18 protein-coding genes are annotated in these 21,305 nt (G+C 72.3%); 7 read left to right on the plus strand and 11 right to left on the minus strand.

All coding sequences use genetic code 11. The features are described 5' to 3' along the window. Positions 1–43: 43 nt before the first annotated feature. Genes cobC through cobA form a run of 3 tightly spaced genes read left to right on the plus strand, consistent with a single transcriptional unit; the run spans position 44 to position 3,434 of the window. Positions 44–1,105, plus strand: coding sequence for an Rv2231c family histidinol phosphate aminotransferase CobC (cobC, locus tag LPU43_RS27585; RefSeq protein ID WP_229403473.1), 1,062 nt, complete (start codon positions 44–46; stop codon positions 1,103–1,105). Further along, a complete protein-coding gene (gene cobT / locus LPU43_RS27590) occupies positions 1,102–2,172 on the plus strand; it encodes a nicotinate-nucleotide--dimethylbenzimidazole phosphoribosyltransferase (protein WP_229403474.1) in 1,071 nt (356 codons plus the stop codon). The genes cobC and cobT overlap by 4 nt, the downstream gene beginning before the upstream one ends. Continuing rightward, positions 2,169–3,434, plus strand: a complete 1,266-nt coding sequence (cobA, locus tag LPU43_RS27595; RefSeq protein ID WP_229403475.1) for a uroporphyrinogen-III C-methyltransferase — start codon at positions 2,169–2,171, stop codon at positions 3,432–3,434. Before cobT ends, cobA begins: the two co-directional genes overlap by 4 nt. A gap of 160 nt (positions 3,435–3,594) precedes the next feature. Here the strand turns inward: cobA and otsB are convergent, their stop codons facing one another. After that, complete coding sequence (otsB, locus tag LPU43_RS27600) at positions 3,595–6,201, minus strand: trehalose-phosphatase (RefSeq protein WP_229403476.1); 2,607 nt, start codon at positions 6,199–6,201, stop codon at positions 3,595–3,597. Then, complete coding sequence (locus LPU43_RS27605) at positions 6,198–7,598, minus strand: alpha,alpha-trehalose-phosphate synthase (UDP-forming) (RefSeq protein ID WP_229403477.1); 1,401 nt, start codon at positions 7,596–7,598, stop codon at positions 6,198–6,200. Before LPU43_RS27605 ends, otsB begins: the two co-directional genes overlap by 4 nt. Before the next feature lie 399 nt (positions 7,599–7,997). On the opposite strand from LPU43_RS27605, the gene ettA reads away from it, so the two are divergent. The 4 genes from ettA (at position 7,998) to LPU43_RS27625 (ending at position 11,714) form a co-directional block, all read left to right on the plus strand. Next, complete coding sequence (gene ettA / locus LPU43_RS27610) at positions 7,998–9,674, plus strand: energy-dependent translational throttle protein EttA (RefSeq protein WP_229403478.1); 1,677 nt, start codon at positions 7,998–8,000, stop codon at positions 9,672–9,674. 2 nt (positions 9,675–9,676) lie between these two features. Then, positions 9,677–10,126 carry an acyl-CoA thioesterase gene (locus tag LPU43_RS27615; RefSeq protein ID WP_229403479.1) on the plus strand — a complete coding sequence of 150 codons (450 nt, stop codon included), beginning with the start codon at positions 9,677–9,679 and terminating at the stop codon, positions 10,124–10,126. Continuing rightward, positions 10,123–10,995, plus strand: a complete 873-nt coding sequence (locus tag LPU43_RS27620; protein WP_229403480.1) for a DUF8185 domain-containing protein — start codon at positions 10,123–10,125, stop codon at positions 10,993–10,995. The genes LPU43_RS27615 and LPU43_RS27620 overlap by 4 nt, the downstream gene beginning before the upstream one ends. A 131-nt stretch (positions 10,996–11,126) precedes the next feature. Next, the gene (locus LPU43_RS27625) at positions 11,127–11,714 is read left to right on the plus strand and encodes a type III secretion system chaperone family protein (RefSeq protein WP_229403481.1); all 588 of its coding nucleotides are present in this window, start codon (positions 11,127–11,129) and stop codon (positions 11,712–11,714) included. Positions 11,715–11,884: 170 nt separating this feature from the next. Here the strand turns inward: LPU43_RS27625 and LPU43_RS27630 are convergent, their stop codons facing one another. The 9 genes from LPU43_RS27630 to LPU43_RS27670 form a co-directional block, all read right to left on the minus strand. Beyond that, the gene (locus LPU43_RS27630; protein ID WP_229403482.1) at positions 11,885–12,295 is read right to left on the minus strand and encodes a globin; all 411 of its coding nucleotides are present in this window, start codon (positions 12,293–12,295) and stop codon (positions 11,885–11,887) included. A 113-nt stretch (positions 12,296–12,408) separates the two neighbouring features. Further along, positions 12,409–13,812, minus strand: coding sequence for an MFS transporter (locus LPU43_RS27635; RefSeq protein WP_229403483.1), 1,404 nt, complete (start codon positions 13,810–13,812; stop codon positions 12,409–12,411). A 258-nt stretch (positions 13,813–14,070) separates the two neighbouring features. Next, complete coding sequence (locus tag LPU43_RS27640; RefSeq protein WP_505846426.1) at positions 14,071–15,129, minus strand: mechanosensitive ion channel family protein; 1,059 nt, start codon at positions 15,127–15,129, stop codon at positions 14,071–14,073. Between the two features lie 206 nt (positions 15,130–15,335). Then, complete coding sequence (locus LPU43_RS27645) at positions 15,336–16,574, minus strand: tyrosine-type recombinase/integrase (RefSeq protein ID WP_229403484.1); 1,239 nt, start codon at positions 16,572–16,574, stop codon at positions 15,336–15,338. A 1-nt stretch (position 16,575) separates the two neighbouring features. Next, positions 16,576–16,761 carry a helix-turn-helix transcriptional regulator gene (locus tag LPU43_RS27650; protein WP_229403485.1) on the minus strand — a complete coding sequence of 62 codons (186 nt, stop codon included), beginning with the start codon at positions 16,759–16,761 and terminating at the stop codon, positions 16,576–16,578. After that, complete coding sequence (locus LPU43_RS27655; protein WP_229403486.1) at positions 16,758–18,056, minus strand: replication initiator; 1,299 nt, start codon at positions 18,054–18,056, stop codon at positions 16,758–16,760. The genes LPU43_RS27650 and LPU43_RS27655 overlap by 4 nt, the downstream gene beginning before the upstream one ends. Positions 18,057–18,194: 138 nt before the next feature. Continuing rightward, positions 18,195–18,848, minus strand: coding sequence for a GGDEF domain-containing protein (locus LPU43_RS27660; RefSeq protein ID WP_229403510.1), 654 nt, complete (start codon positions 18,846–18,848; stop codon positions 18,195–18,197). Between the two features lie 146 nt (positions 18,849–18,994). Beyond that, on the minus strand, positions 18,995–19,963 hold the full coding sequence (locus tag LPU43_RS27665; protein ID WP_373321840.1) for a hypothetical protein: 969 nt from the start codon (positions 19,961–19,963) through the stop codon (positions 18,995–18,997). Then, entirely contained in the window at positions 19,927–21,012 is a 1,086-nt protein-coding gene (locus LPU43_RS27670) for a cell division protein FtsK (protein ID WP_229403487.1), read from the minus strand. Before LPU43_RS27670 ends, LPU43_RS27665 begins: the two co-directional genes overlap by 37 nt. Between the last annotated feature and the right edge of the window lie 293 nt (positions 21,013–21,305).

The following is a 21,305-nucleotide window of genomic DNA, read 5'->3' on the forward strand; positions in this document are numbered from 1 at the left end:
GCCGCGTTGTCCCGCGCGGCGGCTTCCCGGCAGGATCGCGGGCATGTCTGCTCCGCTCGCGCCGGACCTCGGCCACCACGGCGACGCCGAGGTCGCCCCGGGCCTGGTCGACCTCGCGGTCAACGTCCGCCGGGCCCCGATGCCGGCGTGGCTGGCCGCGCCGATCACCGCCGCGCTGGGCGAGCTGGCCGCGTACCCGGACCCCCGGCCCGCCCGCGCCGCCGTCGCCGCCCGGCACGGCCGTCCCCCGGAGGAGGTACTCCTCACCGCCGGGGCGGCCGAGGGGTTCGTGCTGCTCGCCCGCGCCCTGACCGGGGCGCGCCGGCCGGTGGTCGTGCACCCCCAGTTCACGGAGCCCGAGGCCGCGCTGCGGGCCGCCGGGCACGCCGTCGAGCGGGTGCTGCTCGACCCGGCCGAGGACTTCCGGCTCGACCCGGCGCGGGTGCCCGCCGACGCCGACCTCGTCATGGTCGGCAACCCGACCAACCCCACCTCCGTCCTGCACCCGGCCGCCGGCCTCGCCGCGCTGGCCCGCCCCGGCCGCGTCCTCGTCGTCGACGAGGCGTTCGCCGACACCACCGCCGCGCCGGGCGTCGCCGGCGAGCCGGAGTCCCTGGCCGCCCGGCGGGACCTGCCCGGCCTGGTCGTGGTGCGCAGCCTCACCAAGACCTGGGGCCTCGCCGGCCTGCGCATCGGCTACCTGCTCGGCGAGGCCGCGCTGCTCGCCCGCCTCGCCGCCGCCCAGCCGCTCTGGGCCGTCTCCACCCCCGCGCTCGCCGCCGCCACCGCCTGCGCGTCGCCGGCCGCCGTCGCGGCCGAGCGCGCCATCGCCGCCGAGCTGGCCGCCGACCGCGACCACCTGGTCACCCGCCTGTCGGCCCTGCCCGGGGTACGCGTCGCCGGCCGCCCGGCCAGCGCGTTCGTCCTGCTCCACCGCCCCGGCGCGGCCGAGGTGCGGGAACGCCTGCGCAAGCGCGGCTGGGCGGTACGCCGGGGCGACACCTTCCCCGGCCTCGGGCCCGACTGGCTGCGGGTGGCCGTGCGCGACCGGGCCACCACCGACGCGTTCACCGAGGCACTGGCGCAGACCCTGGAGGCAAGATGATCGAGTCCACGATCGCGGCGATCCGGCCGCCCGACGAGCCGGCGATGGTCGCCGCCGGGGAACTCCACGGCCGGCTCACCAAGCCCGCAGGCTCGCTCGGCGCCCTGGAGGAACTCTCCGTACGCCTCGCCGGGCTGGCCGGGGCCTGCCCGCCGCCGCTGCCCGAGCCGGCCGCGGTGGCGATCTTCGCGGGCGACCACGGCGTGCACGCCCAGGGCGTGACCCCCTGGCCGCAGGAGGTCACCGCGCAGATGATCGGCAACTTCCTGGCCGGCGGGGCGGTGGTCAACGCGTTCGCCCGGCAGGCCGGCGCGTCGGTCACCGTCGTCGACGTGGGCGTCGCCACCGCGCTGCCGCCCGCCCCGCCGGAGGTGGTCGGCGGCCCCCGCCTCCTGGCGGCGAACGTGCGGCGCGGCACCCGCGACCTGACGGTCACCGCCGCCCTGACCCGCGACGAGGCCCGCGCCGCCGTCGAGGTCGGCATCCGCGTCGCCGGCGAACTGGTCGACGCCGGGGCCCGCATCCTGCTCACCGGGGACATGGGCATCGGCAACACCACCCCGGCCGCAGCCCTGATCGCCGCGTTCGCCCGCGTCGACCCGGCCGCCGCGACGGGCCGGGGCACCGGGGTGGACGACCCCACGTACGCGCGGAAGATCGACGTGGTCCGGGCCGCGCTGGCCCGGCACGCCCCCGACCCGGCCGACCCGCTGGGCGTGCTCGCCGCCGTCGGCGGCCTGGAACACGCCGCGCTCGCCGGGCTGATCCTCGGCGCCGCCGCCCGCCGGGTGCCGGTGCTGCTCGACGGGGTGATCGCGGTCAGCGCCGCGCTCGCCGCCGCCGCGTTCGCCCCGGACGCCGTGGGCGCGATGGTCGCCGGGCACCGCTCCGCCGAACCGGGCGCGACGGCCGCGCTGCGCCACCTCGGGCTCGACCCGCTGCTCGACCTCGGGCTGCGCCTCGGCGAGGGCACCGGCGCGCTGCTGGCCCTGCCGGTGGTCACCGGCGCGGTCCGGGTGCTGCACGAGGTGGCGACGTTCGACTCGGCGGGGGTGGCCGAGAAGTGAGCGACGCCAACCCGTACCCGCTGGGGTTGCGGCTGGCCGGGCTGCGGGTGGTCGTGGTGGGCGGGGGAACGGTGGCCACCCGGCGGGTGCCGGCGCTGCTCGACGCCGGCGCGGACGTCCTGCTGGTCTCCCCGGAGCTGACCCCTGCGCTGCGCGCCCACGCCGACGCCGGGCGGCTGCGCTGGGAGCCGCGCCGCTTCGTCCCCGACGACCTCGACGGGGCGTGGCTGGTCCAGGCGGTCCTGGACGACCCGGTGGCCGCCGCGTCGGTCAGCGCCGCCGCCGCCGAGCGCCGGATCTTCTGCGTCCGCGCCGACGACCGGACCGCCGCCACCGCCTGGACTCCGGCGGTCACCCGGCACGGCCCGGTGACGGTCGCGGTCCTCGGCGGCGGCGACCCCCGCCGCGCCATGTCGACCCGCGACGCCATCCGCACCCTCCTCGGTGCAAGGAAGGGCACCTTGTTAACGGATTCGGTAGAGGAAGGGCCCCTTCCTAACAGCTTCGGGCAGCGCGCGCCCGACGCCGGCCGCGCGCCCGGACGGGTGGCGCTGGTCGGGGCCGGGCCGGGCGACCCGGAGCTGATCACCGTGAAGGGGTGGCGGCTGCTCACCGAGGCCGACGTGGTGGTCGCCGACCGCCTCGTGCCCGGGCTGCTCCTCGACGAGCTGCGCGCGGGCGTCGAGCTGGTCGACGCCTCGAAGATCCCCTACGGGCCGTCCCGCAGCCAGGAGGAGATCAACCGCATCCTCGTCGACCGGGCCCTGGCCGGGGCCTTCGTGGTCCGGCTCAAGGGCGGCGACCCGTACGTCTTCGGTCGAGGCGGCGAGGAGCTGCTGGCCTGCGCGGCGGCCGGGGTGCCGGTGACCGTGGTGCCCGGGGTGACCAGTTCCGTGGCCGCCCCGGCGGCGGCCGGCATCCCGGTCACCCACCGCGCGGTGGCGCACGAGTTCACCGTGGTCTCCGGGCACGTCGCGCCCGACTCGCCCGACTCGCTGGTGCGCTGGGACGCCCTCGCCCGGCTGCGCGGCACGCTGGTGATCCTGATGGGGCTGAAGAACCTGGCCGCGATCACCGCGACCCTGCTGGCCCACGGCCGTCGCGCCGCGACTCCGGCGGCGGTCGTGCAGGAGGGGACGACCGGCGGGCAGCGGGTGCTCCGCTCGACGCTCGGCGCGGTGGCCGCCGACGTGGCCGCCGAGGGCTTCCGGCCGCCGGCGGTGGTGGTCGTCGGCGACGTGGTGGGAAAGCTCGACGCCTGACCGCTCCGGCGGCTGCCCGGACTGCTGCCTGTGTCGGCCCGACCCGGCGCCTGACCGGGCCGGCACCTCGCCCGCCGACGGCGGCCCGCCGGGCCGGGTGTCAAGAAGGGCCCCCTGCTATACCGAAAGCGTTAACAGGGGGCCCTTCCTTACACCTCGGTCACTGCTTGAGCATGTTCTCCAGCAGCAGGGCGCAGCGGATCAGGCCGAGGTGGCTGTACGCCTGCGGGTGGTTGCCCAGCCCGCGCTCGGCCAGCGGGTCGTACTGCTCGGGGAGCAGCCCCGTCGGGCCCGCCGTGTCGATCATCTGGGCGAACAGCTCCTCGGCGTCGGTGCGCCGGCCGGTGCGCAGGTACGCCTCGATCAGCCACGCCGTGCAGATGTGGAAGCCGCCCTCGCGCCCCGGCAGGCCGTCGTCCCAGTGGTACCGGTAGACGACCGGGCCGCTGCGCAGGTCCGCCTCGATGCGCAGGACGGTGGAGAGGAAGCGCGGGTCGTCGCCCGGGAGCAGGCCCGACAGGCCGATCCAGAGCGACGAGGCGTCCATGTCCTCGTCCCCGTACGCGACGCTGTACGCCTCCACGTCGGAGTGCCAGCCGTACTCCAGCACGTTGGCGCCGATCCGGTCGCGCAGCTCCACCCACTCCGGCCGGTCCTCGCCGCTGTGCTGCCGCACCACGTGCAGCGCCCGGTCGACGGTCATCCAGCACATCACCTTCGAGAAGATGTGGTGCCGCGGGGGGAGGCGGGCCTCCCAGATGCCGTGGTCGGGCTCGTGCCAGCGGCGGCGGACCGCCTCGACCATGTTCTCCAGCACCCGCCACTCGTCGTCGCGGACCGAGCCCCGGGCGTCGGCGACGGCGGCGATCAGGTCGGCGATCGGGCCGAAGACGTCGAGCTGGAGCTGGTGGTTGGCGAGGTTGCCGACCCGGACGGGCCGGGAGCCGGCGTACCCGGGCAGGGTGTCGATGACGGCCTCGGCGCCCAGCTCGTACCCGTCGACCGTGTAGAGCGGGTGCAGCCGCTCGGGGTGGCCGCCCGTGCGCTCGATGCAGCCGTCCACCCAGCGCAGCAGCGCCTCGGCCTCCTCGATCGAGCCGAGGTCGACCAGCGCCCGCGCGGTCATCGACGCGTCGCGCAGCCAGCAGTACCGGTAGTCCCAGTTGCGGACGCCGCCCAGCTCCTCGGGGAGCGAGGTGGTCGCGGCGGCGAGGATCGAGCCGGTCGCCTCGTGGCAGAGCCCGCGCAGGGTGAGCGCGCTGCGGACCACCAGGTCCCGGGCGGTGCTGGGCAGCCGCAGCGAGGCCACCCAGTCCTTCCACGGCTGCTCGGCGGCGGCCTGCCGCTCGTGCACCGGCACCCGGTGGTGCTCCAGGCTGTGCGTGCCGAAGCGCAGCTCCAGCACCACCTGCCCGCTGGCGGCGGAGAGGTCGACGACGGCCTTGGCCGTCTCGTACCCGCCGTCGTTGCTGACCTGCCACTCGACCCCGGGGGAGTAGAGCGCGACCGGCTCGTTGGAGCCGAGCACCAGCAGCCCGTCGCCGGTCGGCTGGAGCTGCGTGGCCACCTGGCCGAACTCGGGCCGGGGGGCGAACTCCACCCGGACCCGGCCGGAGCCGGCGAGCACCCGCACCAGCGTCGAGTCGCCGGTGACGATCGCCGGGCCGTCGGGGGTGGTCTCCCGGGCCGGCTTGTCGAGCCAGTCGGTGACGGTGAGGCCGGACCAGCGGGTCTCCACCGTCATGGTGCCGGAGCGGTAGCGCTGGCCGAGCGGGATGCCGCCCCGCTCGGGGGAGACGCTGAAGTGCCCGGCGGGGCTGCCGCCGACCAGGTCGGCGAAGATCGCCGCCGAGTCGGGCTTGGGGTGGCAGAGCCAGGTGACCTTGGCCTCGGGGGTGAGCAGCGCGACGGTACGGCCGTTGGCCAGCATCGAGTGCCGCTCGATCGGCACGGCCCGCTCGCCGAAGAGCCAGTGCCGCCGGGTCTCCAGCAGCAGGCCCAGGGCGCGCGCGGCCTCGATCGGCTCGGCGACCCGGTAGTCCGCCTTCGTCTCGCCGAGGCCGATCTTGATGCCCATGTCCGGCCCGTGCAGGTTGCCGAAGGCGTTCTCGTCGGTGACGTCGTCGCCGATGAACAGCACGGCGCTGGCCGAGAGCTGGGTGCGGAGCTGGTCGACGGCGGTGCCCTTGTGGGTGGCCACCACGGAGAGCTCGATGACCTCCTTGCCCTGGGTGACGGTCACGCCGTCCCAGGTGGCGGGGCCGCTGCGGACCGCCTCCACGGCCGCCGCGGCGACCTGCGGGTCGACCCCGCGGGTGTGCACGGCGACGCTGGCGGGCTTGCGCTCCAGCCGGACGCCGGGGTGGGCGTTGGCGATCTCGCGCAGCGCGTCGCGCAGCCGGGTCCGCACGGCGACCAGCTCGGGGGAGAGCCGCTCGACGAAGCCGATGTCGAACTCGGAGCCGTGGCTGCCGACGAGGTGGACCTCGCTGGGCAGCCGGGAGAGCGCGGCCAGGTCGCGCAGCGCCCGGCCGGAGACCACCGCGACGGTGGTCTGGGGGAGCGCGGCGAGCGCGCGGACGGCCGCGACCGACTCGGGCAGCGGCACGGCCTTGCTCGGGTCCTCCACGATCGGCGCGAGGGTGCCGTCGTAGTCGCAGGCGACGAGGAGCTGCGGCACCCGGGCGATGCGCCCGATGGCGGCGCGCAGCTCCGGGTCCAGCACCCCTGCGGCCGGGGCTGCCCCGTCTTGGACGGACGTGTTCACGCAGCCTCCGAATCAGGCACACCGAGCTCGGTGAGGAACGACTTCGCCCAGTGCCCCACGTCGTGGGTGCGCAGGTGCCGCTGCATGGTCCGCATACGGCGGCGGGCTTCGGACTTTTCCACGTGCACGGCCCGCAGCAGCGCGTCCTTGACGGCGTCGGGGTCGTGCGGGTTACACAGAAACGCCTGGCGCAGCTCGGTCGCGGCGCCGGCGAACTCACTGAGCACGAGCGCGCCGCCCTGGTCGGCGCGCGATGCCACGTACTCCTTGGCCACCAGATTCATTCCGTCTCGAAGGGGGGTCACCATCATCACGTCGGCGGCAACATACATTGCCGCGAGTTCCCTGCGACTGTACGACTGATGGAGGTAGTGCACCGCAGGCACGCCCACTCTTCCGTATTCGCCATTAATACGGCCAACTTCACGTTCGACCTTGACGCGTAGCGCCTGGTAGTGCTCCACCCGCTCGCGGCTCGGCGTGGCGACCTGCACCATGACCGCGTCGGGAACTGTCAACTTTCCGTCAGAGAGCAGCTCCCGGAAGGCCTTGAGACGTAGCTCGATGCCCTTGGTGTAGTCGAGCCGGTCCACGCCCAGGATGATCGTCTTCGGGTTGCCCAGCTCCTCGCGGATCTGCTTGGCGCGGGCCTGGATCGCCGGGTCCTCGGCCAGCCGCTCCATCTCCTGGGTGTCGATGGAGATGGGGAACGCGCCCGCCTTCACCTGGCGGCCGTCGACCTGGATCATCTGGCCCTCGTAGCGCAGCCCGAGCAGGTGCCGGGCCAGCCGGACGAAGTTCTGCGCGGCCAGCCGCTGCTGGAAGCCGACGAGGTCCGCGCCGAGCAGGCCGCGCAGGATCTCCGTGCGGAACGGCATCTGCATGAACAGCTCGATCGGCGGGAACGGGATGTGCAGGAAGAAACCGATCCGCAGGTCGGGCCGCAGCTCGCGGAGCATCGCGGGGACGAGCTGGAGCTGGTAGTCCTGCACCCAGACCGTCGCGCCCTCGGCCGCGACCTCCGCCGCCGCCTCCGCGAAGCGGGCGTTGACCAGCCGGTACGCCTCGCGCCAGCGGCGCTTGTACGCCGGGGTCTCCACCGCGTCGTGGTAGAGCGGCCAGATCGTGGCGTTCGACTGACCCTCGTAGTAGCGTTCGAGCTCTTCCGCGCTCAGCGGCACGGGATGCAGCCGGATCCCCTCCAGGTCGAACGGCTCGGGGGCGGCCCCGGTGCCGCCGGCCCAGCCCACCCAGGTCCCCTGGTGCTCGGCGAGGACGGGGTGCAGCGCGGTGACCAGCCCGCCGGGGCTGCGGCGCCACTGCCGTCCGTCGGGGGTGTTCACCTCGTCGACGGGAAGTCGGTTCGCCACTACGACAAAGGAACTGCGGACGGTCACGATCGGCCACCTCCGGTTGCTGACGGGTCCACCGCATGAGAGTACTGAGCGTATCTGCGGCTCCTGGCACCCCGTGACGGAGTCACCTACCCGTCCCACGCTGGCCGAATCGTGAAGGTGATCACCCGGTCGGGCCCGGCCGGAGACCGGTGGTCGGCGGGACCGGCCCGCCTCGGCGCGAGGCGGCCCGCCGAGGGGGGCGACGGGCGGGGTGATGTGGGCGTAGCCCGGCGTACCTGTCAGGATTGACGACGGCGTGCGTGGCGGCCGGCCCCCGCCGGTGGCGGCGAGCGGCCGGCGGCGAGCGGCCCAGGCCGGCCGCGCCCGCAAGCCCGAACGATCCGCCCGTCCTGAATCCGCAAGCTTCCAGATCAGCAACCTACGGAGGTAGCCCGCACCGTGGCCCAGTACATCTACGTCCTGGAAAAGGCGCGCAAGGCGCACGGCGACAAGGTCGTGCTCGACAACGTGACGCTGAGCTTCCTGCCGGGGGCCAAGATCGGTGTGGTCGGCCCGAACGGCGCGGGTAAGTCCAGCCTACTCAAGATCATGGCAGGGCTGGACCGGCCGAGCAACGGCGAGGCCCGGCTGATGCCCGGCTACACCGTCGGCATGCTCGCCCAGGAGCCCCCGCTCAACGACGCCAAGACCGTGCTCGGCAACGTCGAGGAGGCGGTCGCGGAGACCAAGGCCAAGCTGGAGCGGTTCAACAAGATCGCCGAGCAGATGGCCACCGACTACTCCGACGAGCTGATGGAGGAGATGGGGCGGCTCCAGGAGGAGTTGGACCACCTCGACGCCTGGGACATCGACTCCAAGCTCGAACTGGCGATGGACGCGCTGCGCTGCCCGCCGCCGGACGCCGACGTCACCCAGCTCTCCGGCGGCGAGCGCCGCCGGGTGGCGCTGTGCAAGCTGCTGCTGGAGGCCCCGGACCTGCTGCTGCTCGACGAGCCCACCAACCACCTGGACGCGGAGAGCGTCTCCTGGCTGGAGCAGCACCTGGCCAAGTACGCGGGCACCGTCATGGCGATCACCCACGACCGGTACTTCCTGGACAAGGTGGCCGGCTGGATCCTGGAGCTGGACCGCGGCCGGGCCATCGGCTACGAGGGCAACTACTCCACCTACCTGGAGAAGAAGGCCGCCCGGCTCGCCGTCGAGGGGCGCCGCGACGCCAAGATGAAGAAGCGCCTCACCGAGGAGCTGGAGTGGGTCCGCTCCAACGCCAAGGCGCGGCAGACCAAGTCCAAGGCCCGACTCGACCGGTACGACGAGATGGCCACCGAGGCGGAGAAGACCCGCAAGCTCGACTTCGAGGAGATCCAGATTCCGCCGGGCCCGCGCCTGGGCAGCACGGTGATCGAGGCGCAGAACCTGAGCAAGGGCTTCGGCGACCGGCTGCTGATCGACAACCTGTCGTTCTCGCTGCCGCGCAACGGCATCGTCGGCATCATCGGCCCCAACGGCGTCGGCAAGACCACGCTGTTCAAGACCATCGTCGGGCTGGAGCAGCCGACCGGCGGCGAGGTCCGGGTCGGCCCCACCGTCTCGCTGTCGTACGTCGACCAGAACCGGCAGGGCCTCGACGGCGACAAGACCGTCTGGGAGGTCGTCTCCGACGGCCTGGACTACCTCATGGTGGGCAAGGTCGAGATGCCGTCGCGGGCGTACATCGCGGCGTTCGGCTTCAAGGGGCCGGACCAGCAGAAGCCGACCAAGGTGCTCTCCGGCGGCGAGCGCAACCGGCTCAACCTGGCGCTGACGCTGAAGATCGGCGGCAACGTCATCCTGCTCGACGAGCCGACCAACGACCTGGACGTGGAGACCCTCTCCAGCCTGGAGAACGCGTTGCTGGAGTTCCCCGGCTGCGCCGTGGTCATCTCCCACGACCGGATGTTCCTCGACCGGGTCGCCACGCACATCCTGGCCTGGGAGGGCGACGACGAGAACCCGGCGAAGTGGTTCTGGTTCGAGGGCAACTTCGAGGCGTACGAGAAGAACAAGATCGACCGGCTCGGCGCCGAGGCGGCCCGGCCGCACCGGGTGACCTACCGCAAGCTCACCCGCGACTGAGCATGGCAGACCGCTTCATCTACCACTGCACGCTGCGCTGGTCCGACCTGGACGCGTACGGCCACGTCAACAACTCGCGCTTCCTCACCCTGTACGAGGAGGCGCGGGTGGCGCTGATGTTCGCCGGTGGCCGGGCGTGGGGGGTGGGCTCGTTCGCCGACGGTGTGGTCATCCGCCGGCACGAGGTCGACTACCTGCGCCCGGTCGACTACGCCCTGGGCCGGGCCACCGCGGAGGCCGCCCCCACCGTCCGGATCGAGCTCTGGGTCGAGGAGATCCGGGCCGCCCGGTTCACCGTGGCCTACGAGCTGTACGACGGCGACGTGCTGGCCAGCACCGCCCGCTCGGTGCTGGTCCCGTTCGACCTGGCCGCCAAGCGGCCCCGGCGGATCAGCGACGACGAGCGCGCCTTCCTGCTTTCGTACGCCCCGACGGTCGGCGGGCCGGCGTGAGCGCGGCCCCGGCCGTCCCGCAGGGCCCCGGCCCGGCGGGCGGGCACGGCCTGACCGGGGTGGCCGACGCCGGGGCGTTCCTGGCCCGGCTGGTCCGCCTCGACCCGGCCGCGCTGGTCCGGCTGCGCCCGGCGAGCCCGCCGGCTGCCCCGGACGCGCGGGCCCCCGGGGCCCCGGCGTCCCCGGGCGGCCCCGCCGCCCGCACCGCCCTCTGGGCCCGGCTGCCGTGGGGCGTGCTGGCCGTGCGGACGGTGGCCGGCGCGGGGTGCGGCGACGCGACGGTCCCGGCCCGGGAGCTGCTGGCCGGGCTGGCGGCCGGCGAGGACGCCCTGCCGGCCCGGCGGGACGCGCAGTGGCGGTGGCCCCTGCCGCCGCCCGCGAGCCGGCCGGTGGAGCTGCTGCCGGCCGGGGAGCTGTGGCGGATCGCCGAGGCGGCGGCCGGCGCGCTGCGGGAGGCCGCCGCGCACGGGGTGGCCGGCCGGGCGGTGGGCCAGCGGGCGCTGCGCGACGCCCTGCTCGACCACGTGGCGGTGGTGGTGACCCCGGAGGATCCGCCCGGCCCGCCGGTCGAGATCACCCAGCGCGTGGTCCAGGGCGTGATTCGGATGGGCTTCCTCGGTCGCCCCGGCGACGCCGACCCGCCCGCCGTGACCCCGCCCGCTGTGACCCCGCCCGCCGTGACCCCGCCCGCCGTGGACCCGACTGCCGTGGCTTCGGCCGATTCGGCCGTCGCGGCGGGCTTCGGCGGTGACGTCCAGGTGCGGGTCGCCGGCCAATGGGTCGGCCTGGTGGGACCATACGGAGCCGTGTGGTCGCAGAAGGTGTCGAAACTTGCCGTGACGCCGCTCGGAATTCAGCCGAAAGTATGACCCCGGTTCGTCCTTCTAGGCTGGTGCTGCCGTTGGGGGGATGCCTCAGCCCGGCTGTCCGGGTACCGTCCTTCCTCGGATCCAACGCACCGTAGGCGTGTGGATCCGCTGGGGAGTGAGGTGCGCGAGCGATGCCGTGGTGGTCATGGCGCCCCGGTCCCGCCGTCGGCGGCGAACCGGAAACTCGAAGCGGGATCACAGTGGACAGCACCGTCCGGGTCGGACCACCGGCCCCACGTCAGCCGGGCGACGACGAATGCCCGGCAACCGACCGTCCGATGATCGCGGACATGTCGGCCACCGTGGAGCCGGTCACCCTGCGCCGGGTCTGCGACGCGCTCGACCTGCTGGACGTGCGCTACCTGGCAGACGGCGACGGCAACCTGCTGGCCATGTGGGAGCGGCACGCGGTGCTGGTCACGCTGGAGGGGCCGGAGGACGAGATCCTGGTGATGCGGGCCCGTCCACACGCGACGGTCCCACCCGACTGGGCCGACCGGGCGTACCGGGTGGTCAACGAGTGGAACCACACTCGACGGTTCTGCAAGGCATACGTCGGCGACCCCACCGAGCGGGGTCAGCTACCCATCTACGCCGAGCTCCAGGTGCCGCTCGGGGCCGGGGCGCACGACGCGCTGCTGGTGGAGATGCTCGACTGCGGGGCGGCGGTGGCCACCACGTTCGTGGACTGGCTGCACGACGAGGGCGCCCTGCTCTGATCCGGGTGACGGCCCCGACCGCCGGTGCCGGCCGCTGGGCCGGCCGGCACCGACCGGGGCCACCTGGTGATCCGGTGCCGGCCGCTCGGCCGCGGGCCGGCACCCGACCGGGGCCGGCCTGGTGATCCGCGTCGCCGCGCCCGGGTCGCCCGACGGCGGCCCGGGCGCGGTCAGGCCGGGTCCTCCATCGCGTTGACCATGAAGTACGCGGCGCGCTCCAGGTAGTCCCAGAGCGCGGTGGCGATCTCCGGCGGCAGGTCCAGCCGGTCGACGGCCCGGCGCATGTGCAGCAGCCAGGCGTCGCGCTCGGCCGCGCCGATCCGGTACGGGGCGTGCCGCATCCGCAGCCGGGGATGCCCCCGCTGCGTCGAGTACGTGCGGGGGCCGCCCCAGTACTGCATGAGGAAGAGCGTCAGCCGGTCCGCCGCGGGGCCCAGGTCCTCCTCCGGGTACATCGGCCGCAGCAGCGGGTCGGTGGCGACGCCGGCGTAGAACTCGTCCACCAACTTGCGGAAGGTGGGTTCGCCGCCGACCGCCTCGAAGAGGGTCACGGGGCGCTCGGACTCTCCTGCGGGATTCACCGTTCCATCCTGCCAGGTGTGGCCGGCGGCGTCGGGGGGCACCGGCAGGGGCCGGGTGCCGTCCTCGTCACACCCCGGCGGCCGGGGCGCCGTGCCGCCGGGTGGGGCAGCGGTCAGCCGACCGCGTGGCTGGGCCGCCCGTGCTCGCCCGGCACACCGCCCGCCTCCTCGTCGCCCCTCTGCTCGTCGCCCGGCGCTGCCGGTCGCGGGTGGCCCCGGTCGACGCCCCGACCGGTCGGGGTGGCGTTGCCGGCGGCCTCGATCGCCGCGTCGATCGCCGCCCGGCTGGGCCAGCGGGCCGCGCCGGCCAGCATCAGCAACACGCCCGCCGCGCTCCACCAGCCGACCACCGCCGGGATCGGGAACCGCTCGGCGAGCAGCCCGGTGGCCAGCACGGCGAGGCCCTGGATGACCTGGAGCCCGGTGGCCATCACCCCGAAGGCGCGGGCGCGGTAGCCGTTCGGCAGCGCCCGGACGAAGAGGCCGTTGGCGACCGGGAGCAGCCCGGCGACCGCGAAGCCGCAGAGGCCGGCGAGCAGGGCCACCACCAGCGGCGGCGGGTCGAACAGCGACGGCACCAGGACCAGCGGCGCGAGCACCGCCAGCGGCCGGATCAGCACCAGCCGGCGGGCCGGGGCGACCGCCCGGCTGATCAGCAGCCCGCCGAGGATGAAGCCGACCGGGTTGGCCGCCATGATGACGGCCTGGGCCGTTCCGGTGTCCATGCTGCCGCTCGTGCCCTCCCGGGCCCAGGCGGCGGCCAGCCCCTCCGGCACGATCGAGAAGAGCATGCCGCTGAAGACCAGCAGGGCGATGGCCCGCAGGACCGGGGTGCCGAAGACGATCCGGAAGCCCTCGCCGGTCTCCCGCAGCAGGTGGCTGCGGTGGGCGCTGGTCATCGCCGGCGGCCGGTCGGCGACGCCGAAGCGGACCAGGGCCGCCGAGACGGCGAACGTCGCGGCGTTGACCAGCAGGGCGGCCGTCGGATCGACCGCGGCGAGGGCGGCGCCGACGAGGTAGCCGAGCACCTGGGCGGCCTGCCCGGTGCTGCTGTTGAGGGAGAGCCCGACCACCAGCCGGTCGCCGGTCAGGATCAGCGGCATCAGCGCCGACCGGGCGGCCTGGCTCGGCGGGTTGGCCAGGGTGGTCGCGAAGAGCAGGCAGAGGATCAGCCAGGGCTCGTTGCCCGGGATGGCGACCAGCACCATCAGCGTCATCCGGATCAGGTCGCAGGCCACCATCACCGACCGGTAGCGGTACCGCTCGGCCAGCGTGGCCAGCAGCGGGCCGCCGATCAGCCAGGGCAGGAAGCTGACCGCGAAGGCGGCGGCGGAGTAGCCCACCGACTGCGTGTCCCGGTAGACCAGGACCGTGACCGCCGCCTTGGCGACGAAGTCGCCGATCCAGGAGAGCGCACTGGCGGTGAAGACCGCCCGGTACTCCCGCTGGGCGAACACCTCACGGAAGGTGGCCGGCCCTTCCCGGGAGGGTCCCTCGTCGGACACCGTGGCCTCCATCGTTCCCCACGGTTTGGCCACTCGTGATGGCCTGCCCGGGAACCGTCGTCAGATCTACGGATCAGCGAGACGTGATCACGCTCCGGCAGGTGGTGTGCCTACCGGATTCTGCCCGATCGTCTGACACCTGGCTAGGGCGAACGGTTTGGGCGTCGCATCCCCGACTGAACGAACGGACGATACCCGAGGGGCCGTGCGGTCCGCGACCCCCGCGACCAGCGGATGACGAAGGCGCAGGTCATAGACGCCTTTCGTGCTTCAGGCGGGCCCGCCCGGGCCGGTGCCGGCACCCTCCGCGGGCCGCTGCGGCAGGCCCGGGAAGAGCCGCGCGGCGGCGATCTTCGCCGTGATGCCGGAATTCTCCAGCGACTCGGCGAGCCGTCGGCGCAGCTCCCGGCCCACCGCGAACTGGCCGTCCGCCGTGGTCTTCACGACGGTACGGATCACCGCGCCGTCGACCGTCATCTGCTCGACGCCCAGCACCTCGGGCGCCTCCACGATCTCCGGGGCCAGGTCCGGGTCCATCGCCACCGAGGCGGCGGCCGTCCGCAGCACCGCCGTGGCCTCCTCGGTGCTGGCGAAGCCGATCGGCAGGTCGACCACCACCAGCGCCCAGCCCTGGCTCTTGTTCCCCACCCGGACGATCTCGCCGTTGCGGATGTACCAGAGCACGCCCCGGCCGTCCCGGACCGTGGTGACCCGCAGCCCGACCGACTCCACCACGCCGGTCGCCTCGCCCAGGTCGACCGTGTCGCCGACGCCGTACTGATCCTCGATCAGCATGAACAGACCGGCGATCAGGTCCTTGACCAGGCTCTGCGCGCCGAAGCCGAGGGCCACGCCGGCAATGCCGGCGCTGGCCAGCAGCGGCGCCAGGTCGAAGCTGAACTCGCGCAGGATCATCAGCACGGCGATGCCCATGACGAAGGCGGTGACCATGCTGCGCAGCACCGAGCCGATCGCCTCGGCCCGCTGCCGGCGTCGCTCGGGGACGAACTCGCCGGGCTCGTGCGCGGCGCTCGGCACCCGCTCGCGCAGCGGACGCAGCATGGTCGGCACCGCGCCGTCGGTGGTCGTGCGGACCAGCCGCTTGATCGTCCGGTGCAGCGCCCAGCGGGCCAGCAGGGCCACCGCGAGGATCAGCGCCACCCGCAGCGGCTTGAGCAGGATCCAGTAACTGCCCTCGGCGAACCAGCTCGACCCGGTCGTCTTGTAGACCCACTCGCAGGAGGTGCTGCCCTGGCAGTCGGCGCTGGGCGTCGCGCTCGGCGTCACGGCGGCGGACAGGGCGGCGGAGATCAGGCTGGCGGCGCTCACCCTGCTTTCGTACCGCACGGCCGTCGACCGCCCACCGGCGGACCCACCATCCGGTACGCGACGGAACTGATCATCCTGACACGTGGGGAGAAAGCTTCATGAGGGGACCCCGGATTAGTACGTGCAATCCGGGATTGACTGGGTCGAGAAGGCGTTGAACTGCAAGAACGCCAAGAGAAGATCATCCGGCACAACTGGGGCACAACTCAGATCCGGTCCCGACCGGCAGGGCCGACCGGCTGGCTGTCCTTGACCGGCCGCAGGATCTGCCCGACCAGACCGCGCCGCCGGTCCTTCTTCGGCATCCAGTGCACGTAGGTCTCCAACGTGATCCGCAGGCTGGCGTGCCGCAGTGCCTTCTGTACCTCCTGAGGCTCAACCCCGTTGCTCATGAGGGTGGTGGCGAAGAAGTGACGCAACGAGTGGAAAGTTCCCTCTTTGGGCCAGTCCGCAGCAATACGCCAGTCTTCCCACAGTTCGGACCAATATCGGCCGGAAATCAGCTTTCCGCGCGTAGAGGTGAATAGAAGAGCTGCCGAACGAGTTAGGCACCTTTCGCCGGTGATATCCGGAATCTCGAACTCAACCGGACCGACCTCTCTGATGTGCGCCTCCACCTCCTCCGCAACAATCGCGTCTAGGTCGACCGTCCCCGCCGATCCGCTTTTCGGTGACGCGAGATAAAAGCCGCCGAAATGCTCCGTGGAGTATCGCAATTGCTGAATAACGTGAAGCTCTTCACGGGCAACGTCCATGCATCGTGGGCCGGCTTCCATTCCCAGAACCTCACCGATGCGCAAGCCTTCGCCGGCTCCAAGCCAAACAGCCGCGCGAAATCGTCGGGGCACAACCTCGGAGAGTTTTAGAACCTGATCCTCAGTGGGCACCCATTTCGGCGTACGTGAAATGCCCCGTAGGATGTGCGAGAGCTTCACGCCGTCGCATGGATTGTCGGAAAGGACCTTGTCGACAACAGCGGCGTTCAAAATGCTCTTAAGGACCCCGAAGTAAAGGACGATAGATGATCTGGCGACGCTCTCGTCAAGCAGGCGACCAATCCATGCCATAACGTCAGTCCGGGTGATCGATCGAATTACCCGATCCCCGAACGTCGGCAGAAGACGTTTTCTAAGGTTCTGCGGAACGCGCCGCCTTGTCTCGACGCTCCACCCCGACTCCCGTGACTCCTTCCACCGGTCGGCATACTCGGCAAATGTCAGGCGCTCGATCTCACGCTTTACCGATACCTCAACAGCAACGCCCGAACGGCATTCGAGGTCGAAGGCTTCCGCGTCGACCTTGCGCTCAAACAGTTTCTCTCGGGGCTCACCAGCCGCGTCGGCGTAGCGCACTCGCCAGCGCTTGCCCCTGCCGTGCCGCTTGGAGGGAAGCCGCTTCTTGTCTGGCCCGCGTTTGGTCAGGTACCACAGGTCATCGATGGGCATGTCAGGCCGCCTTGCTGTTGAACCAGGCCCGCACGTCGGCGGGGTCGTATCGGAGGTGGCGGCCGACGCGGGACGCGCGGGGGCCGATGCGGCGGTGACGCCATTGGTAGAGGGTGCCGACGGGGATGCCGAGGAACGCCGACACGTCGGTGACGCTCCACAGCCGTTCGGTGGTGGGGGTGGTCATCGGGGTTCCTTTCTGGCTTGCTGTCGTGCCGTTCGGATGCGGTCGCCTATTGCGGTGGCGAGTTCGAGTTGTTCGGGCGAGTCGTAGCCGATGCCGAGGATCTGCCAGTCGTTGACGACCAGGACGTCAGCGTCTTCGGGTAGGCCGGCTTCGGTGAGCGCGGTCTGGATTTGGTGGGTTCGGCGTTCCGCGCGGAGGTTCTTGAAGGTGGTCGAGTAGATGCGCGATTTGGTGAGGAAGTGGCCTCGGAAGCCGAGCATGTGCGCCCAGTGACGAAGTTTCAGGTCGGCGTACTGGTCGAGTTCGCCGAGGTCCCACGCGGTTTGGATCATCGCGCGGTGGTGTGCGGAGACCCGTAGCCGGTCGATGTGTGCCTGTGAACGGATACGCCGGTCGCCGGTCTCCGTCGCGCCGGTGCCCTTGGTGGCGTACTTGGCGATGTAGCCGGCGAGCCGGGTGTCGGCTACGACCTGGTCCCCGTCGTCGTCTCCGTCTGCGTCTGCGTCGATGTCGGTGGCGGTGATGTCCTTGACGTCGACCTGTGCGCCCCAGCCGAGAGGCAGCGCGGTCCCGTCAGGTCGGGCGGTGTCCAGTTCGACGGAGGAAGCCGCGGAACGCACCGCGTCGGCCAACACGTCGGCGGTGAGCCAGGTCGGGGGCGACGAGTCCGGCCCGGATGGGCCATCGGCGCGGATGACGGCGTGGAAGTGCACCAGGCCGCGCCGCTGATACTCCGCAACTTTGGCGTAGGAGATCCGCAGGTATGCCCCGGATGCGCGGACGGTGAGGCCACCAGCGGCAGCGACGGCGCGGCGTAGGGCGATGGTGAAGCGGTGCCAGAGTTGACCGCTGTGTGCCTGCCACAGCACGGCCCCGGCGTAGTCGTAGGAGCCGGGGTCGAGCGGGCTACCCAGCAGCGGGTGTCCCTCGCCGTGCCAGCGTCCGCAGGAGCAGGGCCGCTTGCCGGGCCGGTTGTGCACCGCACCGAAGGACGGGGCGGTGAGGGTGACGAACAGCCGCGTCGACCGGGCCACCGTGTCGGGGACGCCCTTGCCGCCGGACATGCCCGCGTGGATCAGGTGCCAGGCGTCGGCGGCGTACCGGTCGGCGCAGGTCGGGCAGACGGCCGATCGGCGGGTGCCGCAGGGCGCCCACACCCGGCCCTGCCGAGACGCGATCAGGTCACCGCTGCCGAGGTGCCGAACCTCGAACTTGCCGACCAGACGCACCGGTTGCAGGCAGCCTTTGACGCTCTCGACGCCGGCCCGCCATTCCTTGTAGGCGGGGGTGCGCATCCAGCGGGCGAAGGCTGCCTCAGCGTCGTACGCGGGGCTTGGTGGTCGTGCCACGAGGTCTCTCCTTTCGGAGACGGGCCTGCCGTGCTCCAGGGCGTGAAGCACGGCAGGCAGGAGCGAGGGGGAGAGGTGCGGGGGTCAGTGGGCGTAGCTGGTGACCGCAGCGCCGCTGAGGTCACGAACCCGCACGACCGGCCGGGTGTTGGCGGTGGGGGTGGTGTGGTCATCGCGGCGGGGGTCGAACATCGCGACTCCGGTACGGCCGGTCTTGGCCCGGTACATCGCGGCGTCAGCAGCGCCGAGAGCAGCGGGCAGGTCACCAACGGCGGGAGCGAGGCCGATGCTGGCCGTCACCGTGACCGTCACTCCGGTAGGCAGCTCGACCGGAGCGGCGATCACCTGGGCGAGCCGGTGAGCGACGGCGGCCGGGTCGGGTGCGTCGATGAGAGCGGCGAACTCGTCTCCACCGAGGCGCGCGGCTACTGCGTTGACCGTGCGGAGGCGGCCGGCGATGGTGGTGAGCACGATGTCGCCGGCGGCGTGGCCGTGGGTGTCGTTGACGGGTTTGAAGCCGTCGAGGTCGATCACCGCCACGTATGGCCGGGCCGGCGCGAGGTGCGTCCACGCCTGGGTAAGTCCGGCGCGGTTGGCCAGGCCGGTCAGTGGGTCACGAAGGACGGCCCGCCGCAGGGCGGCCAGTTCGCAGCGGAGCACGGTCAGCCGATACCGGTTCCAGGACACCAGGGCGAGCGCGGCGACCAGGAGCAGACCGGCAACAGCGGTGAGGCTCATCGGGGCCTCACTGTGGATCGTGAGCGACGACAGGTAGGGCAGCGATCGGGACACGGGGGTGCCTCCTCGGTCAGGAAAGACAAGGGCCGTGCGGGGCCTGCCGCGCTCGCAGGATGGAGCGCGGCAGGCCAGGAGATGAGCAGGGGTTAGTGCGTGTAGCCGTTGGCGGTGGCCGGGGTGAACCGGTCAGCGACCTTCGAGGCGATCGACGCCGGTAGCCGGGTGGCCTGTTGGATGTCGACGGCGGTCACCGGCCGGTCCAGGTCTGCGACGAGTCGCCGGATCTGGGCTTGCATCCCGGCCGGAATGCCCAAGCCGTCCAGGGCCGGAGGCTCCGCAACGGCGTCCCTGGCCGGCTCCACCAGGGCAACCGGGATCGGAGCCGGGACCTTGACCGGAGCGGGCGGCGCAACCGGGGCCGGTGCCGGGGTGGCGGCTTCCGCGACGGCGGCCGGCACGGTCACCGGAGCCGGAGCCGGAGCCGGAGCCGGGGCAGGGGCGGGGGTGTTGGTGGGGAGGGCGACGGCCCGGCGTGCCTGCATGCAGCGGGCCTGGACGACCGGCATGACTTCGGCCAGGAGGAACACCAGGACCGGCACCATGACGTGCGCGGCGAGCATTCCCGGGCTGATACCGCCTGTGCGTGGCATCAGGACCGGCACCACGTTCATGATCAAGGTGCAGCCGAGAAGGAACCGCTTCAACCAGTCGACCACCCGGGAATCGATCTTGATGTCCCGGGCGATCATCGCGGCTTCCCATCGCAGGACCGTGATCAGGATTCCCGCGAGGCAGGGCTCAACGCCCCAGCTTCCCCACCACACCGGGTTAGTCGGGGTCAGATCGCCGGCTAGGAAGTCGTGGACGCCCGTGGTGGTGAAGAAGAGGCCGATGGCCAGGAACGTCCACAGGTTGCGGTTCACGCTCACCCGTAGCCGCTCGATCTCCACGATCTCTAGCGCGGAGTCCTGTTCCAGGTCGTGAAGCTGCCGGGCAACGTCGAGACGCTTGCTCAGCTTGCGAACCGGTCGGGGCTGCTTCGCGGGCCGCTTGTTGGTGTCGGGGTTGTTCACCGCGATCACCGGCCCGCCGTGGTGAGTTCGGTGTGGGGCCAGCCGGCGACCCGCACCAACTCGCGGATGTCGGAGTCATCGCAGTACGCCGCCCGCACCCGCATCGGGGTCCGTGAGCGCTGCTTGACGACGAACCCGATACCGGCCGTGCTCGGGTGGTTCGGGATCTCGTCGGCGAGCGCGCCCCGGCGTCGCATGTCGTCACCGAGCACCATTTCAACGTGTCCAGCCGAGGTGGTCCGCAGGCACATCCGCAGACTGAACAGGTCTCGCTGAGGGATGACGTCCTTGGTGGGCTCTTGGAGAGCGCCGATGACGCTGCCGCCCAGGGCGCGAGCCTGCGACAGGATTAGCGGCAACACCGCCTGGACGCCCTTGGTGAGAGACCGGTCGCCGTAGCCGGTCACCGCGCCCAGCTCATCGATTACCAGCAGATCCAGCGGGGTTTCGCGGGACAGCTCGAACGTGCGCCGGCCCTGCTCCGCCAACACCTTTTTGCGGGCCTGCATGGTGGCCCAGTACTCCTGGACGACCTCCACGATGTCGCCGTCAGTCTCGGCGTAGCGGTACGACACCGGCCGCAGGGCGTTCAACTCGGTGCCCTTGGGGTTGACCACGTGCACCCGCACCAGGCCGTCACGGATCAGCGGAGCGCACGCCCGCAACGCCATCCACGTAACCGAGTTCTTGCCCGACCCAGTGGCCCCGCCGACGAGCCAGTGCTGGCCGATCAGCGGCGCGATCCAGTCGGTACCGTGCTCGGTCTCACCCAGGTACACGTTCGCCAGGCTCACCGCGTCAGCGTCGCCAGGCAGGTCCGGCGGAACGATGACCTGAGTAAACGGCTCGCTGCGCTGCACGATCAGCGCGATCACCTGCGCGCGAACCCGCTCGATACCCACCCGCTCCGCGTTCAGAGCAACCGCCAGGGCGTCGGCCGCTTCCTCCCACTGCTTGGGGGTCTGGCCCAGGAGCAGACGCACGTACACCGTCTCCGTCGACGGGGAGTGCGACCGAACCCGGATGATGCGCGGGACGTTGACCGCCCCGGTGACCCGGTGCACCGTCACCAGGTTGCACGCCTCCGTCACCCGACCCCACCACGGACCGAGATACGCCCGCGACAGCCACCGCCGGCGCACCGCCCGCAACCTCGGGGCCGCCAGCGTCGACCAGGAGTCCGGGTGACCCCGGTACCAGCCCACACCCGCCGCCAGCGCACCCGCCGCCACGCCACCCGCCGTTACCGGCCCGAGCTGCGCCACCGCAGTAGCCACCGCCGCCGGAGCAGCCACGAAACCCGGGTGCCGCGCCGCCCAACCCGCGACCTTCCATTCCCACCCCTGAACACGCTTACCCATCTCCCGCACCTACTTTCATCAAT

Origin of the sequence: Micromonospora okii (assembly GCF_020884795.1) — a bacterium.
In the GTDB taxonomy this organism is placed as follows: Bacteria; Actinomycetota; Actinomycetes; order Mycobacteriales; family Micromonosporaceae; genus Micromonospora; species Micromonospora okii.

Excerpts from the sequence above, each read along its gene's own strand:
- LPU43_RS27650 (WP_229403485.1), bottom strand. The coding sequence starts at position 16,761 with ATGACCACCCCCACCACCGAACGGCTGTGGAGCGTCACCGACGTGTCG.
- cobT (WP_229403474.1), top strand. The coding sequence starts at position 1,102 with ATGATCGAGTCCACGATCGCGGCGATCCGGCCGCCCGACGAGCCGGCG.
- LPU43_RS27615 (WP_229403479.1), top strand. The coding sequence starts at position 9,677 with ATGGCAGACCGCTTCATCTACCACTGCACGCTGCGCTGGTCCGACCTG.
- cobC (WP_229403473.1), top strand. The coding sequence starts at position 44 with ATGTCTGCTCCGCTCGCGCCGGACCTCGGCCACCACGGCGACGCCGAG.
- LPU43_RS27635 (WP_229403483.1), bottom strand. The coding sequence starts at position 13,812 with ATGGAGGCCACGGTGTCCGACGAGGGACCCTCCCGGGAAGGGCCGGCC.
- LPU43_RS27645 (WP_229403484.1), bottom strand. The coding sequence starts at position 16,574 with ATGCCCATCGATGACCTGTGGTACCTGACCAAACGCGGGCCAGACAAG.
- LPU43_RS27625 (WP_229403481.1), top strand. The coding sequence starts at position 11,127 with ATGCCGTGGTGGTCATGGCGCCCCGGTCCCGCCGTCGGCGGCGAACCG.
- LPU43_RS27660 (WP_229403510.1), bottom strand. The coding sequence starts at position 18,848 with ATGAGCCTCACCGCTGTTGCCGGTCTGCTCCTGGTCGCCGCGCTCGCC.
- LPU43_RS27655 (WP_229403486.1), bottom strand. The coding sequence starts at position 18,056 with ATGCGCACCCCCGCCTACAAGGAATGGCGGGCCGGCGTCGAGAGCGTC.